Origin of the sequence: Phytohabitans rumicis, assembly GCF_011764445.1 — a bacterium.
Classification (GTDB): domain Bacteria; phylum Actinomycetota; class Actinomycetes; order Mycobacteriales; family Micromonosporaceae; genus Phytohabitans; species Phytohabitans rumicis.
This window is the reverse complement of record NZ_BLPG01000001.1, coordinates 436,021-449,225: the sequence shown is the minus strand read 5'-3', so window position 1 is coordinate 449,225 and position 13,205 is coordinate 436,021. Positions and strand designations below refer to the sequence as shown.

Here is a 13,205-nt window from a genome sequence, read left to right as displayed (position 1 = left end):
GCGCGAGCGTGGGGTCGGATATGCGGATCTTCTACGACGACGGGGACGTGCGTGTGACGTCCGCGGCGATCTGGGTGCGTGGCCACCGGTACCGGCTGGTGGAGATGGACCGAATCTGGCGGCAGACCTCGGCAGCGGTCGGGCGACGCGCGGCGCGTGGCCTGGCCGTACTGGCGACGGCGATGCTGGCCAAGCTGGCCGTAGGCGCGTTCGGAGTCTTGGCCGGGCTGGCCCTCAGTTCGCCCGTCACAGCGGTGGCGCTGTCGGGTCTGGAGGACGTCCGCCGCTACGGCAGGCGGCTGGAACTGTGGGCCAGCGTCGGCGATTTGCCGGTGCTGCTGCTGGCTACCGACGACGCGATCCGATACGGCCAGGTGTGCCGGTCCCTGGTGCGAGCGATGGACGACCTGGAGGACTTCGCCGTTGCCGCGTGGCACCGCCCCGGTGTCCCCGGGCGCTTGTGGTGTCATTAGCGACGCGAGTTGGGTGAGTACGTGCCTGCTCGTTACCCCGCTCAAGTCAAGGTCATTCGCGGCGGTGGTAGGTGTTGCGGCGTGGCTGGCGCTCCAGGTCCACGTACGCGGGTGGGATGAATTCGGGTATCCCGTCGGTGGCGATCTGGACGGTCCGGTGTCCGCGGTGGATGAGCCGGTGGTGGTGGCCGCAGAGCATGACGCTGTTGTTCAAGGTGGTGGGTCCGCCGTCGGCCCAGGATTTGATGTGGTGTCCGTGGCACCAGCGTGGTGGTCGGTCGCAGCCGGGGAAGGCGCAGCCCTTGTCCCGTAACTCCAAGGCGCGCCGTAGTGGTCCGTTGATGAGGCGGCGGGTGCGGCCGAGGTCGAGGATTTGCCCGTCGCCGCCGAGGATGGCGGGGATGATTTTGGCGTCGCAGGCCAGTCGGCGTACCTGCTCCGGGCTGAGTCGCTCGCCGGTGTCCAGGGTGCCGACGCCGAGGGCGAGGCGGAGCATGTCGAATGACACGGTGACGACCACGTGTGGTCGTTCGCCGCCAGCGGCGCGGATTCCGCGCAGTGGAGCCCAGTGCACGGCGAGGGCGCCGGCAACTCCGCATCGTCGGAGTCCTGCGGCGCGGCCATCGCGGCGAGCCGGGCACGCATGATCACCCGATCGGTAACGTCCCCCGTGCGTTGGGATGATCGGGGGTGGGCCGTGCCGGTCGCCGACCCGTCGCCTACAAACGGGCGACGGCGCGCTGGGGTTTCGGGGTGGCTTGTGGACAGGTTCCTCCACGGTGGACGGTTGCGGTCCCGCGTTGATGCGGTCAACATCGACGCAGTTGCGCCCAGTCCGCGCCAGTGCCAAGGCGAGACGCTCGCAAGGATCGGCGGTACCTTCTCCCTGGGTGCGCTATCGCCGTACGTCGTATCGCAGGTGGGTGACCCGGTCGCCTTGGACGATCTCCGGGTTGCCCAGGAGTGCGGGTGGGCCCTGGTACGCGCCGAAGAACCGTACGCCCTTGCCAAACACCACCGGGACCAGGTTGACCTGGAGTTCGTCCACCAGGCCGGCGGCCAGGGCCTGGCCCAGCAGGTCACCGCCGGTCAGCGACACGTCCTTGTCCCCGGCGGCGGCCTTGGCCTGGGCGATCGCGCTTGCCAGGCCGTCGGTGACGAACGTGAACGGCGCGTCGGGGAACGGCCACTGCGTCGGTGGTTCGTGGGTCACCACGAAGACGGCGTCGCCGGCCGCGGGGCGGCCGTTCCAGCCGTTGGTGATGTCGAACAGGCGACGGCCGATCACCGCCGTTCCGATCCGTGACCAGGTTTCCTGCATGTACGCGGCGCTGGCGGCCGAGACGTGGAAGACCCGCTCCGGGTCGCCGCCGTTGAAGGGGACGTCTCCGTTGGTGTACCAGTCGAAGAGCGGCCCTACCCGGTCCGACTCGTCGGCGATGAAGCCGTCCAACGAGACCGTCGCGCTCGCGATCAGCTTGCCCATGGTCTGTGTCCCTTCCGAAGTCCGGATTTGCCTGGGACGTCGGAGCCGATGGTTCGGATCGGACAGCGGCCCGGCACGGCTGCCGCCGTGACCCTATGCTGCTGGCAGGGCCGCGACGGTCCGCCATCAGCCGCTTCGGTCCCGATCGAGCGATCATCTGCGGGAAGGCGAATCAGGTGGAGCATACGCGGCTGGGCCGCACCGGCTTGAAGGTGAGTCGGATCGGGCTGGGCTGCATGAGCTACGGCAACCCGACCACCGGCATGCACCAATGGACGCTGGACGAGGACGCCGCGGCCCCGTTCTTCCGGCAGGCCGTCGAGCTGGGCGTCACGTTCTGGGACACCGCGAACGTCTACCAGGGCGGCACGTCGGAGGAGTTCGTGGGGCGGGCGATCACCAGGTTCTCTCGCCGCGAGGACGTCGTGCTCGCCACGAAGGTCAGCGGGAAGATGCACGACGGCCCCGGCGGCAGCGGCCTGTCCCGCAAGGCCATCCTCGAACAGGTGGACGCCTCCCTGCGGCGGCTGGACACCGACTACATCGACGTCTACTACATCCACCGCTTCGACCCCGAGACAGCCGCCGAGGAAACCATGGCCGCCCTTGACGACCTGGTCAGAGCGGGCAAGGTGCGCTATCTCGGTGCGTCGTCGATGTGGGCCTGGCAGTTCGCCAAGATGCAGCACGCCGCCGTGCGGGGCGGGTGGACGACGTTCTCGGCGATGCAGGACCAGTACAACGTGCTCAAGCGGGAAGAGGAGCGGGACATGATCCCGATGTGCCTCGACCAGGGCGTCGGTCTGACCCCGTACTCTCCGCTGGCAAAGGGACGCGCGGCTCGCCCCTGGGGCGCACAGACCGCACGCTCCTCGTCGGACACCGTCGCCAAGACGTTCGACCGGGACGCCGACAAACCGGTCGTGGACGCCGTCCACAAGATCGCCCAGGCTCGCGATGTCCCAATGGCTCAGGTGGCCCTGGCCTGGCTGCTGTCCAAGCCGGTGGTCGCCTGCCCCATCGTGGGCGCCACCAAGCCGAGCCACCTGCTGGACGCCGTCGCAGCCCTCGACCTCAACCTCACAGATGCAGAGATCACCACATTGGAGGAGCGCTACACAGCGCAGGACAACTACTGGTGGTGATGCCTCACAGCCAGCACCGGTCCGCCGCAGCGTCCGGTGGATGGTTCACGGGCGGTCCGGCAGGTACGTCTGGATGATGGGGACCGCGGTGACGGTTGCGTTCATCGATGGGTTCTGACATCCTCTTCTCTGGAAAGCGCTTTCCTTACGGCAAAGCCAACCCCCACGGAGACGTACCCATGCACGCTAAGCCCATGATCGCGAGTGCCGGCCTGGTGGCCGCCACGCTGGTCGTCCTGTCGCCGTCCGCCGCGCACGCGGCGCCTACGCGCTATGAGGCGGAGAACTCGCCCGCCGTCTGTACCGGGACCATCGACTCGAACTGGGCCGGCTACTCCGGCACAGGGTTCTGCAACGGCAACAACGCCACCGGCGCGTACGCCCAGTTCACCGTGAACGCCTCCGCCGCGGGGACCGCGACACTGGGCGTGCGGTTCGCCAACGGCACCACCACGGTCCGGCCCGCCAGCTTGATCGTCAACGGGTCCACCGTGCAGACGCCCTCGTTCGAGGGCACCGGCGCGTGGTCGACCTGGGTCACCAAGACGCTGACCGTGTCGGTCAACGCCGGCAGCAACACCATCCGGCTGAACCCGACCGTGGCCGCCGGCCTACCGAACATCGACTACCTCGACTTCGAGGTCGGCAGCACCCCGCAGCCGACGAACGCGCTATACGTGGCGACCAACGGCAACGACAGCAACGCGGGCACGCTGAGCGCGCCGCTGCTGACCATCCAGCGGGCGGTCAACCTGGCCCAGCCCGGCTACAGCATATTCATCCGCGGCGGGACGTACGCGCCGAGCACGAACATCCAGATCCTTACGAACGGCACGTCGAGCCAGCCCATCACGATGCGCAACTACAACAACGAACGCGTCATCATCGACGGCGAGAATATGTCGTACACGCCGGGCGCGGTCGGCTCCACCATCCCCCGCCCGGAGCGCGGCGCGATCCACATCGAGGGTGACTACTGGCGGCTCATCGGCCTGGAGATCATCCACGGCCCGTACGGGGTGTTCGGCCTGGACTCCAGCAACAACTACTACGAGCGCCTGGTCACCCGCGACAACTACGAGTCCGGCTTCCACCTGTTCCTGACGTCGAGCAACAACCAGATCATCAACCTGGACAGCTACGGCAACCGCGACCCGCGCAGCAACGGCGAAAGCGCGGACGGCCTGGCCATCAAGGAGGGCTCCGGCACCGGCAACGTGGTGCGCGGCGCCCGGTTGTGGAACAACTCCGACGACGGCCTGGACTGGTGGATGTTCTCCTCGCCGATCCTGGTGGAGAACAGCCTGGCCTGGGGCAACGGGTTCAACCGGTGGAACCTGCCCGACTTCACCGGCGACGGCAACGGGTTCAAGCTCGGCGGCAACGCCGTCGCGTCCAACCACACCGTCCGCAACAGCATGACGTGGGACAACGCCGTCAGCGGTTTCATCGACAACAACAACCCGGGTCAGCACCGGATCGAACGCTGCACCGCGTGGGACAACCCGGGGACCGGGTTCGACTTCGACCGCTCCGACAGCACGCTGACCAACAACCTCGCGGTCGCCAACGGCACGGCCTTCTCGTACGGGGCGAACTCCGCCGGCAGCGCCAACTCGTGGGACATCGGCGGCAGTTGGTCGCTCGCCAGCACCGACCCCAGCACGATCACCGGGGCCCGCACCGCCGACGGCTCCATCCCGTCCTCGACCTTCCTGCGGCCGGCCAACGGCGCCGACGTCGGAGCGCGCTTCTAGCCCCAACCACGTCACTCGGCGGGATCGGACAGCAGTTCCGGTCCCGCCTGGTGGCGTCCGGCCAGGTATTCCGTTACCGTTCACGTGAACGCTAACGGAGCGTGCCGCTGCCGGGGGTGACATGGACGTCGCGCCGCACCAGGTCCGCCGGCGCGCCGCCGGGTCCGCGCGGGACATCCGCGAGGCCCACCGCCAGGCCGTCCTGCGTGAGATCTACACGGCGCGCGCGGTCACCCGGCGGGACCTGGCGGTCCGGGTGGGGGTCAGCGTCGCCACGGCGTCCAACATCGTCGCGGAGCTGCTCCGGGCGGGCGTGGTGCGGGAGACCTCGTACGAGGACTCCGAGGGCGGCCGTCCGCGCGCCCGCATCACCGTGAACGCCGGGCGCGGCGCGCTCGTCGGGGTCGAGGTCCGCGCGGCGAGCGTCCACATCGATGTGTACGACGTGGCGCTGCAGCCGCGTACCCAGGCGATTATCGCCGCGACGAGCTGGCGCGAGGTCGAACACGCGGTGTCCACCGCGATGGCCGGCGCCGGGATCGACGCCGACCGTGTCCTCGGCGTCGGTGTCGCCGCGTCGGCCGCGCTCGGCGGCGCGCGGCTGGACCTGGCAGTGCTGCGGGCGCCGGTCCATGTGGCCGAGCCGGCGACCGCCGCGGCGGTCGCCGAGCTGTGGCTCGGACCCAACCGCCACGCGGCCAACCTGGTCAGCGTCACGCTGGCCGACGGCGCCGGCGCCGCCATCGTGGTCGGCGGTGCGCCGCTGCGCGGGGGAGTGGGCACGGCCGGCGGCTGGGGCCACACCACGGTGGTGCTCGACGGCCGGCTCTGCTGGTGTGGCCGGCGTGGCTGTGCCGAGGCGTACCTCGGTGCGCCGGGAATCCTGCAGAGCGTCCGCGAGCTGGCCGGGGACAGCCGACTTGCCCGCGACACTCCCGAGGCGACGGTCCGGGCTCTCGGCCGTGCCATGCGGGACCGCGATCCAGCGGCCGCCGCGGTGATCGGCGCGACGGCGCGTTACCTGGGCGTCGGCGTCGCGGGTCTGGTGAATCTCGTCGACCCGGAAGCGGTCACGCTCAACGGCTGGGTCGTCGGCGCGCTGGGCCGCTGGCTGGTCCCGGCCGCCCGCGAGGTGGCCACCGGCGATCCACCTCGGCACCGGCCTTCCCACGCCCGGATCGAAGCGAGTCCGGCGCGGAACGCGGTCACCGTCGGCGTCGCGGCCGCCGCCCTGCAGGCGTCGGCGTACCTGACGGGATCTGCTTAAGGCGCGTGCGGCGCTGAGGGCCTTTCGACCCGGATGTCGTTGGTGAGTCCGACGGCGCCCCGGATGTGTCGGACAGCTTCGGACGCCGCGTCCCGCTGGCGTTCCGAGGTCACGTCGCCGGACAGGGTGATGACGCGGTCGCGGACGCCGGCTCTGACGGCTTTCGCCGGTACATCGACGGCTGACTCGAGCAACCGGCTGGCCAACTCGGCCAATTCCGCGTCGGCGGTGCCGGGCGTGCCCGGGGCTCGTACCACCAGTCTGTCGGCCACGGCCCGCACGCCGGGCACCAGGCCGACCATCCGCTTCGTCGCCAGCCGATCGATGTCGCTGTTGACCTGGCCGGACAGCGTCACCATGCCGCCCCTGACCGACACGTCGAGGCGTGCCGTGTCCAGGCCGGCCGCGCAGTCCAACTCGCCGGTGACGTCGGCCCGAATCTGCCGGTCGGTCTTGCGGTCCATCTGCGCCATAGGCCAACCATGCGCTTTCGGGGCGGTGAGCACCAGGCCCGGGATCCGGGGGCCTCGAACCGAAGCGCCCGGATCCCGGTGTGAGCCTACGCCCATCGAAGTGGACCCGTACGTCCGTGATGTCGGACTTGCCTTCCCGCCGCAGAACGGAGACCCGCGCGTACGCTGTATGTGTCACTCCAGACCCCGGTGGCGCTGCGTTCGCCATCGCGGGCCGCGGGCCCGGGAATCGGGGTCACGATGAGTGAGAACGAGGGACCAGGCAGTGAGTACGCCCACCTGTCCCGCCTGGTCCGTCAGGCCGGTCTGCTGGACCGGCGCCGCGGCTACTACGCCGTACGGATAGGGCTCACTGGAGGTCTCCTGGTGGGGGCCTGGGTTGCCTTCCTATGGCTGGGCGAGTCGTGGTGGCAGGTCGGCGTGGCCGCCGTGCTGGCGGTGGCCTTCGCCCAGGTGGCCTTCGTCGGCCACGACGCCGGCCATCGCCAGATCTTCCGTACGCGGCGCGCCAACGACCTGGTTGGCCTGATCCAGGGCAACCTCGTCATCGGCCTCAGCTACAGCTGGTGGGTCAACAAGCACAACCGGCACCACGCGCACCCCAACACCGAGGGCGAGGATCCCGACCTCGTCGTGGCGCCGCTGTCCTTCACCGTTGGCCAGGCTCGGGCGCGGCGCGCGTTGGGCGCACTGTTCGTCCGGCGCCAGGCGTACTTCTTCTTCCCGCTGCTGCTGTTGGAGGGCCTGAACCTGCATGTCAACAGCGTGAAGACGGTGCTGGGGCGGCGCCGGGTCAAGTGGCGTCCCGCCGAGTTGCCCCTCCTTACAGCCCACATCGCCGGCTATCTCGGCGTGCTGTTCCTGGTGTTGACGCCCCTTCAGGCGCTCGTCTTCATGGCGGTGCACCAGGGACTGCTGGGCCTGTACCTGGGCTGCTCGTTCGCGCCCAACCACAAGGGCATGCCCATCCTCGCCGCGGACGCCAAACTGGACTACCTGCGGCGGCAGGTCCTGACGTCGCGCAACGTACGAGGTGGCTGGTTCATCGACACGCTGCTCGGCGGCCTCAACTACCAGATCGAGCATCATCTGTTTCCGAGCATGCCGCGGCCCAACCTGCGCCGGGCGCGGACGCTGGTGCACCGGTTCTGTGCGGAGCATGGCGTGGACTACTGCGAGACCTCGCTGTTCACCTCATGGGCGCAGGCGCTGGGCCACCTGAACAAGGTCGGATCCGCCCGCGCGCAGCTCGGCGCCGCCGGCGGCTGACCGGCTCACGGTGTCGAGGGGATCTCGGCCGTGCCCTCGACGATCGCCTGGGCGAGCTCGGACAGGCGCCGGTTGCGGCTGCGGGCCGCCTCGCGCAGCGCGGCGAACGCGCGGTCCATGTCCACCTGTAGGCGTTCGGCGAGCTTGCCCTTGGCCTGCTCGATGACCACGCGACTGTTGAGCGCGGTCTGCAGTTGCTCCGCGAGCGTCTCCCGGCGCCGAACGGCGCGTTCTTGCAGGAGTCCGATGGTGGCCACGTCGGCCAACGCCTGACCGACGCGCAGCTTTTCCTCATCGAGCGTGCCGGTGTGTACGTCGAACAGGTTCAGCGCGCCGATGACGTCCGCCCGCAGTCGCATGGGCAGCGCGTGCACCGCCGCGAAGCCCACCTCGGCCGCGGCGGCGGCAAAGCGCGGCCAGCGGGGCGTTTCGGCCGGCAGGTCCGGCACCGTGACGCGTCGCCCGGTCCGGAAGCAGTCCACGCACGGGCCCTGGTCGGTCTGCAATTGGAAGAGTTCGAGAAGGCGCGTCCGCTCGGTGGAGGCGGCGATCACCCGGAGCTCGCCGCGCTGGTTGGTGAGCAGCACGCCGGCGGCGGACACGCCGAGCAGCTCTACACACCGCTCGGTTAGCACGTGCATAAAGTCGATCACATCGAAGTCATCGACGAGCGTGTCGGCCATCTCGACAAGCACGTCGGTCAGCCGGTCACCTGCCATGTCACCCACCTCCGCTTATGCTACTTCTCATCCACGCATCGAAGCTCCCACGGACGGCCGCAACGGCCGTACCGGAGGCGGCCGAACGAGCGTACGGTGAAGTCGTCCCCGATCGAAGACACACCCATCCTGAGGTGCGCATGCCTGACGCCCGGGCCGCGGCGCTGGCGGCGTACCTGTATCAGTGTGCGGCCGCATTCTCGCTGTCCGCCGACGTCAGCGACGCCCATCATGTCGCTCGTGCCGGGATGGCGCTGCTCGACGCGGCCAGGCTCGCCGAGACGCTGAGACCGACGGATCACCGCTTGACGGCGCTGTCCGAAGCGGGCTGCTTCGAGACGATGCCGGACAAGGAGGCGGTGTTCCTGGAGCCCGCCGGGCTTCGCGCGGCCATCCTCCGGCCGCTCTCCGGCGGACAGGTTTCCGGAAACGACATCCTCTCGGCCGTCGTCGCGGCGGCCCGCGCGACGTAGGCGACCAGGCGTGACCAGGTGGGATCCGCCCGCTGACGTGCCCGTCCCGCCGCAGATCAGCGCCCTCGCCGGCGACGACATGGTGCGGCCGGTCTGGTGCAACGAGCTCGGCGGCCTCACCTTCGAGCTCACCGGGACAGACCGCCGGCGCTTCGCCAAATGGGCCCCGGCGGGCAGCGCCCTCGACCTGGCCGCCGAGGCGGAACGGCTGCGATGGGCGGTCGCGTTTACGCCGGTGCCCCAGGTCCTGGATGCGGGCTCGACCGAGGCTGGCTGCTGGCTGCTGACCGCCGGCCTGCCCGGAAACAGCGCGGTGGCCGCGCGCTGGCGCGCTGATCCGCATACCGCCTCGACGGCCATCGGCCAGGGACTGCGCGCCCTGCACGAGCGGCTGCCGGTCGAGAGCTGCCCGTTCTCCTGGGACGTCCAGGAGCGTCTGACCCGGGTACGCGCGGCGGGCCGGCACGATCCGGCGCGGTGGAACTCCGACCACGCGGAGCTGTCACCACCCGAGGCACTGGCCCGCCTGGCCGACCCACCGGCGGTCGACCAGTTGGTGGTCTGCCACGGGGACGCCTGCTCGCCGAACACGTTGCTGACCGACGACGGCGCCTGGTCCGGCCACGTCGACCTGGGCGCGCTCGGCGTCGCGGACCGGTGGGCCGATCTGGCCGTGGCGACGTGGAGTCTGGACTGGAACTACGGGCCGGGCTGGCAGCCGACGCTGCTGCGGGCGTACGGCGTCGAGCCCGACCCGGACCGGACCGCGTACTACCGCCTGCTGTGGGACCTGAGCCCCTAGACGTTCGCGACGTCGGTGCAGTACGCGATGGTGGCGTCGTCCGCCGCCACCGCCTGGCGTGCCTCCGCCTGCCGGACGCGACGGATGATCGCGGCGGGTCCGCTCGACGCGAGGACCGTCAGGACCTGCGGCCAGTTGGCGAGGCGGAAGAGGTCCACGATCCGGCTGGCTCCGTTGCTGAGCAGGACGGCCCCGGTCAACTCGGAGACGGGGCAGCCGCCGACGATCGCCTCGGCCGCGGCCCGCGGATCTTCCTTGGCCACCCAGTAGCCGCCCGGCTGGTTGCGGCTGGCGCGCATCACGTCGATGCCCTCGCGGCGGACCCGTTCGTACTCGGCGCTGCCTGGGGCCAAGGCTGCCAGCGCGGACCGGTACGGCTCGGCGAGCGTCACCTCGCGGGGATCGGAGATGACCAGCGGCGCGCCGGGGCGGTCGAGGACGACGACCGCGTCGCCGAGCATGAGGTGGTCGGCGCGGCCGTCGCGCAGGCGCAGGATCGCCACGGCCGCCCACGGGCTGCGGGGGTCAGCGAGATCGCAGGTGCCCCGGTGGGCGTCCGCCACCCGCTCGATGGCCTCGGCGAGCTGGGCCGCGAGGGTCCGGTCCGCGTCGAGTGACAGGAGGCTGAGCAGTTCCCCGCCGAGGCGACTGGCGTACCAGGCCACGCCGTGCCGGCAGACCGATTCGCCACCGGACACGCCGCCGGCACCGTCGATCAGCACGGCCGCCGCGGGTACGGCGCCGACGAAGTCCTCGTTCACCCGGCCGGTCCGACCCGCGGCGGCGCTCGCCATCGTCACGCGCACGTCCTGCCCGCCCCTTCCCGCCGATTCATGCCTCGACGATAGGGGACGTCAGGTCGCGCGAAATGATCGAGGTATGGTTGTTTGACATTTCCAATGCCGCGTCCGGAAGGGCGCTTTTGATACGCGTTTGTATGTGTCTTTATGCGCGCCCGTATGCCGCGAAAACCGGTTTAGGCTGTAAAACCTCCGGTCTGTTGGTAATACGTACTGTCGATAATGGACAATCTTTGTGTTTCCTATCCGTAGCCGGTTAACATTTCAGCGCATGCGAGGGCGGGATCCGCATTTTCCCGTGCCGGGAGGGTTGACATCTGACAACGAGGGCAATCTTTCCATTCGAGCCGGGGGAGACGAATGAAGACCGTGCGCCCGATCGACGAACGCCGCCGTAGCATCCCGCTGTCACGGCCACAACGGCTGCTGATGACGCTGACCGTCACGGCGGCGGTGGCGTCCGGCGTGGTGAGCGCGGTGTTCGTCGTCCGCAGCGGCGACCCCGACGGCTTCCTGCTGCTGTTTACGATCCTGGTGCTCACGTGGTCGTACGTGGCGTCCGGCATGCTGGTCGGGCTTTTCCTGCGCGCCGGTCCCATTGTCGTGTTGTTTCTGGGGATCGGGACGGCCTGGCTGGCCCGCGCGCTGGCGTTGGTGGACGGCCCGGCGGCGGTGGTGGCCACCGTGGCACATCCGCTCATCAGGGTGCTGCTCGTGCACCTGCTGGCCACCTTTCCGGAAACGCGTGCCCGGACCCGTCTGGATCGCCTGATCGTCGTGGCCAACCTCGCGATGCTGCCGCTGTTCGTCGCCGACAGCTTCGCCAACCGTGCCGGCCGCACCGACCCCTGCCTGGTGTGCCTCCCGAGCCTCGGTGAGGATCCGCCGCAGTCGGTGCTGTCGGTGGCCGTGCGGGCTGGGACGGTAGCCATCGTGGTGCTGCTCGCCTGGTCCCTGTACCGGCGCCTCACCCGGGTCGGTGGGATGCAGACCGCACCGCTGGTCCTCGGCCTGCTGCTGTCCGGTCAGATCCTGGCATCCGCGGCGGTGCCGCTTGTCGACCGCTCGCCGGGCACCGGGTGGGTGATCATCAATGCGACCGGTGTGGTGATCGAGGTGCTCCTGCCGCTGGCGATAGTCGTGGGCATGGTGCGCGCCTGGTCGACCGGTTCGGCCGTGCGGGAGAGCCAGATGGCGGCCACGAGCCGGGCGGAGGCGCGCTCGGAGATCGAGCGCGATCTGCACGACGGCGCCCAGATGCGCCTGCTCAGCGCGGCGATCCGCTTGAAGCTGGCCCGCACGCGGCTAGCCGGCCGCCACGCCGACGTGGAGGCACAACTGTGCGGAGTGGAGAACGATCTCGGTCGGGCCCTGACGGAGCTGCGCGAGCTCGCCCGCGGCGAAGCCCCGCCGACGCTGGGACGGCTGGGCTTGCGCGGCGCGCTGGCGGAGCTCGCGGCGGCGGCGCCGGTCGCGGTGACGATCGAGGGTGCGCCGGAGGAGCTTCCGGCCCACGTCGCGCAGGCCGCCTACTTCGTCGTCGCCGAGGCCCTGAGCAACGCGGCGCGGCACAGCGGGGCACGCGCCGTGCGGGTGCGGCTGGTCGACGACAACGCGCCGGACCGGAGCCGGGTCATGCACGTCGAGATCGCCGACGACGGGGTGGGCGGCGCCGATCCGCAGTCCGGCCGGGGGCTCACCAAGCTGGCCCAGCGGGTGGCCCTGGCCGGCGGCAGGTTGGAGGTGTCCAGCGCGGCCGGCGCTGGCACGAGCGTGGTGGCGGTGATCCCATGCGCGTCGTTGTTGCCGACGACGCCGCGCTGATGCGCGAAGGGCTCAGCGCCCTGCTGGCCCTGGCGGATCTGGACGTCGTCGCGACCGTGGCGGACGCGCACGCGTTGCTGGACGCGGTGCGGGAGTTGGAGCCGGACGCGGTGGTCGTCGACATCCGGATGCCCCCGACGTTCACCACCGAAGGGCTGGTCGCGGCCGAGCGCATCCGCAGCGAGCACCCCGCCACGGCGGTGCTGGTGCTGTCGATGCACATCGAGCCGGAGTGCGCGTTGGCGCTGACCCGGTCGTCCGGCGGCGGCATCGGATACCTGCTGAAGGAGCGGGTGCTGGACGTGCAGCAGATCGTCTCCGCGCTGCATCAGATCGCCGAGGGCGGCACGGTCATCGACCCGGCCGTGGTCGACGAACTCCTCGCCCGTCGCCGCTCGACCGGGCGGATCAACCGGCTTACCCCGCGCGAGCAGGACGTGCTCGCGCTCATGGCGCAGGGGCACACCAACCGGGCCATCGCCGACCGCCTGCACCTGAGCGGCAAGACGGTCGAGGCGTACGTGACCAGCCTCCTCGACCGGCTCGAGATCCATTCGGCGGACGGCGTGCACCGGCGCGTCCGTGCCGTGCTGACGTACCTTCACTCGGTCGGCGACGGCCCGGGAGCGCTGGAGCAGGACGACGCCCGGGCGCCACGGGAATCCGGCGAGCCGCCCGACCGGCGGCGTGACCCGCCGGCCGCCTGACAACACTGTC

The 13,205-nt window shown here is 70.3% G+C and carries 14 protein-coding genes; 9 read left to right on the top strand and 5 right to left on the bottom strand.

Annotated features, from left to right (window positions below):
* Positions 1–20: 20 nt before the first annotated feature.
* Entirely contained in the window at positions 21–473 is a 453-nt protein-coding gene (locus Prum_RS01985; protein ID WP_173073455.1) for a DUF6232 family protein, read from the top strand.
* A 52-nt stretch (positions 474–525) separates the two neighbouring features.
* On the opposite strand, the gene Prum_RS01980 is transcribed toward Prum_RS01985, so the two are convergent.
* The gene (locus Prum_RS01980; RefSeq protein ID WP_246277586.1) at positions 526–1,251 is read right to left on the bottom strand and encodes an HNH endonuclease signature motif containing protein; all 726 of its coding nucleotides are present in this window, start codon (positions 1,249–1,251) and stop codon (positions 526–528) included.
* Positions 1,252–1,368: 117 nt separating this feature from the next.
* Entirely contained in the window at positions 1,369–1,959 is a 591-nt protein-coding gene (locus Prum_RS01975) for a dihydrofolate reductase family protein (RefSeq protein ID WP_173073454.1), read from the bottom strand.
* A 176-nt stretch (positions 1,960–2,135) separates the two neighbouring features.
* Between Prum_RS01975 and Prum_RS01970 the strand changes: the two genes are divergently transcribed.
* From Prum_RS01970 to Prum_RS01960, 3 genes are all read left to right on the top strand, one after another.
* Positions 2,136–3,104 carry an aldo/keto reductase gene (locus Prum_RS01970; RefSeq protein ID WP_173073452.1) on the top strand — a complete coding sequence of 323 codons (969 nt, stop codon included), beginning with the start codon at positions 2,136–2,138 and terminating at the stop codon, positions 3,102–3,104.
* Between the two features lie 194 nt (positions 3,105–3,298).
* Positions 3,299–4,861: a right-handed parallel beta-helix repeat-containing protein gene (locus Prum_RS01965; protein ID WP_246277585.1), complete on the top strand. Its 1,563-nt coding sequence runs from the start codon at positions 3,299–3,301 to the stop codon at positions 4,859–4,861.
* Between the two features lie 121 nt (positions 4,862–4,982).
* Entirely contained in the window at positions 4,983–6,128 is a 1,146-nt protein-coding gene (locus Prum_RS01960; RefSeq protein ID WP_173073450.1) for an ROK family transcriptional regulator, read from the top strand.
* Here Prum_RS01960 and Prum_RS01955 read toward each other — a convergent pair.
* A complete protein-coding gene (locus Prum_RS01955) occupies positions 6,125–6,601 on the bottom strand; it encodes a BON domain-containing protein (RefSeq protein ID WP_173073448.1) in 477 nt (158 codons plus the stop codon). The genes Prum_RS01960 and Prum_RS01955 overlap by 4 nt on opposite strands.
* Positions 6,602–6,841: 240 nt before the next feature.
* Between Prum_RS01955 and Prum_RS01950 the strand changes: the two genes are divergently transcribed.
* Positions 6,842–7,870 (top strand): fatty acid desaturase family protein, encoded by a 1,029-nt coding sequence (locus tag Prum_RS01950; RefSeq protein ID WP_173073447.1) that lies wholly within the window; start codon positions 6,842–6,844, stop codon positions 7,868–7,870.
* A gap of 5 nt (positions 7,871–7,875) precedes the next feature.
* Here Prum_RS01950 and Prum_RS01945 read toward each other — a convergent pair whose 3' ends face one another.
* On the bottom strand, positions 7,876–8,589 hold the full coding sequence (locus Prum_RS01945; RefSeq protein WP_173073445.1) for a GAF and ANTAR domain-containing protein: 714 nt from the start codon (positions 8,587–8,589) through the stop codon (positions 7,876–7,878).
* A gap of 140 nt (positions 8,590–8,729) precedes the next feature.
* On the opposite strand from Prum_RS01945, the gene Prum_RS01940 reads away from it, so the two are divergent.
* Both Prum_RS01940 and Prum_RS01935 read left to right on the top strand, forming a co-directional pair.
* On the top strand, positions 8,730–9,062 hold the full coding sequence (locus Prum_RS01940) for a hypothetical protein (protein WP_173073443.1): 333 nt from the start codon (positions 8,730–8,732) through the stop codon (positions 9,060–9,062).
* A 10-nt stretch (positions 9,063–9,072) separates the two neighbouring features.
* A complete protein-coding gene (locus Prum_RS01935; protein WP_246277584.1) occupies positions 9,073–9,864 on the top strand; it encodes an aminoglycoside 3'-phosphotransferase in 792 nt (263 codons plus the stop codon).
* Here Prum_RS01935 and Prum_RS01930 read toward each other — a convergent pair.
* Positions 9,861–10,658: a protein phosphatase 2C domain-containing protein gene (locus Prum_RS01930; RefSeq protein WP_218577671.1), complete on the bottom strand. Its 798-nt coding sequence runs from the start codon at positions 10,656–10,658 to the stop codon at positions 9,861–9,863. The two genes, Prum_RS01935 and Prum_RS01930, sit on opposite strands and share 4 nt — an antisense overlap.
* A gap of 366 nt (positions 10,659–11,024) precedes the next feature.
* Between Prum_RS01930 and Prum_RS01925 the strand changes: the two genes are divergently transcribed.
* Both Prum_RS01925 and Prum_RS01920 read left to right on the top strand, forming a co-directional pair.
* The gene (locus Prum_RS01925; protein WP_173073439.1) at positions 11,025–12,488 is read left to right on the top strand and encodes a sensor histidine kinase; all 1,464 of its coding nucleotides are present in this window, start codon (positions 11,025–11,027) and stop codon (positions 12,486–12,488) included.
* Complete coding sequence (locus tag Prum_RS01920) at positions 12,455–13,195, top strand: response regulator transcription factor (protein WP_173073438.1); 741 nt, start codon at positions 12,455–12,457, stop codon at positions 13,193–13,195. The genes Prum_RS01925 and Prum_RS01920 overlap by 34 nt, the downstream gene beginning before the upstream one ends.
* Positions 13,196–13,205: the final 10 nt, after the last annotated feature.

Bases quoted from the DNA above. Each gene is read 5' to 3' on its own strand.
- Prum_RS01985 (WP_173073455.1), top strand. From the start codon at position 21: ATGCGGATCTTCTACGACGACGGGGACGTGCGTGTGACGTCCGCGGCG.
- Prum_RS01930 (WP_218577671.1), bottom strand. From the start codon at position 10,658: ATGGCGAGCGCCGCCGCGGGTCGGACCGGCCGGGTGAACGAGGACTTC.
- Prum_RS01950 (WP_173073447.1), top strand. From the start codon at position 6,842: ATGAGTGAGAACGAGGGACCAGGCAGTGAGTACGCCCACCTGTCCCGC.
- Prum_RS01960 (WP_173073450.1), top strand. From the start codon at position 4,983: ATGGACGTCGCGCCGCACCAGGTCCGCCGGCGCGCCGCCGGGTCCGCG.
- Prum_RS01955 (WP_173073448.1), bottom strand. From the start codon at position 6,601: ATGGCGCAGATGGACCGCAAGACCGACCGGCAGATTCGGGCCGACGTC.
- Prum_RS01920 (WP_173073438.1), top strand. From the start codon at position 12,455: ATGCGCGTCGTTGTTGCCGACGACGCCGCGCTGATGCGCGAAGGGCTC.
- Prum_RS01965 (WP_246277585.1), top strand. From the start codon at position 3,299: ATGATCGCGAGTGCCGGCCTGGTGGCCGCCACGCTGGTCGTCCTGTCG.
- Prum_RS01975 (WP_173073454.1), bottom strand. From the start codon at position 1,959: ATGGGCAAGCTGATCGCGAGCGCGACGGTCTCGTTGGACGGCTTCATC.
- Prum_RS01925 (WP_173073439.1), top strand. From the start codon at position 11,025: ATGAAGACCGTGCGCCCGATCGACGAACGCCGCCGTAGCATCCCGCTG.
- Prum_RS01940 (WP_173073443.1), top strand. From the start codon at position 8,730: ATGCCTGACGCCCGGGCCGCGGCGCTGGCGGCGTACCTGTATCAGTGT.
- Prum_RS01945 (WP_173073445.1), bottom strand. From the start codon at position 8,589: ATGGCAGGTGACCGGCTGACCGACGTGCTTGTCGAGATGGCCGACACG.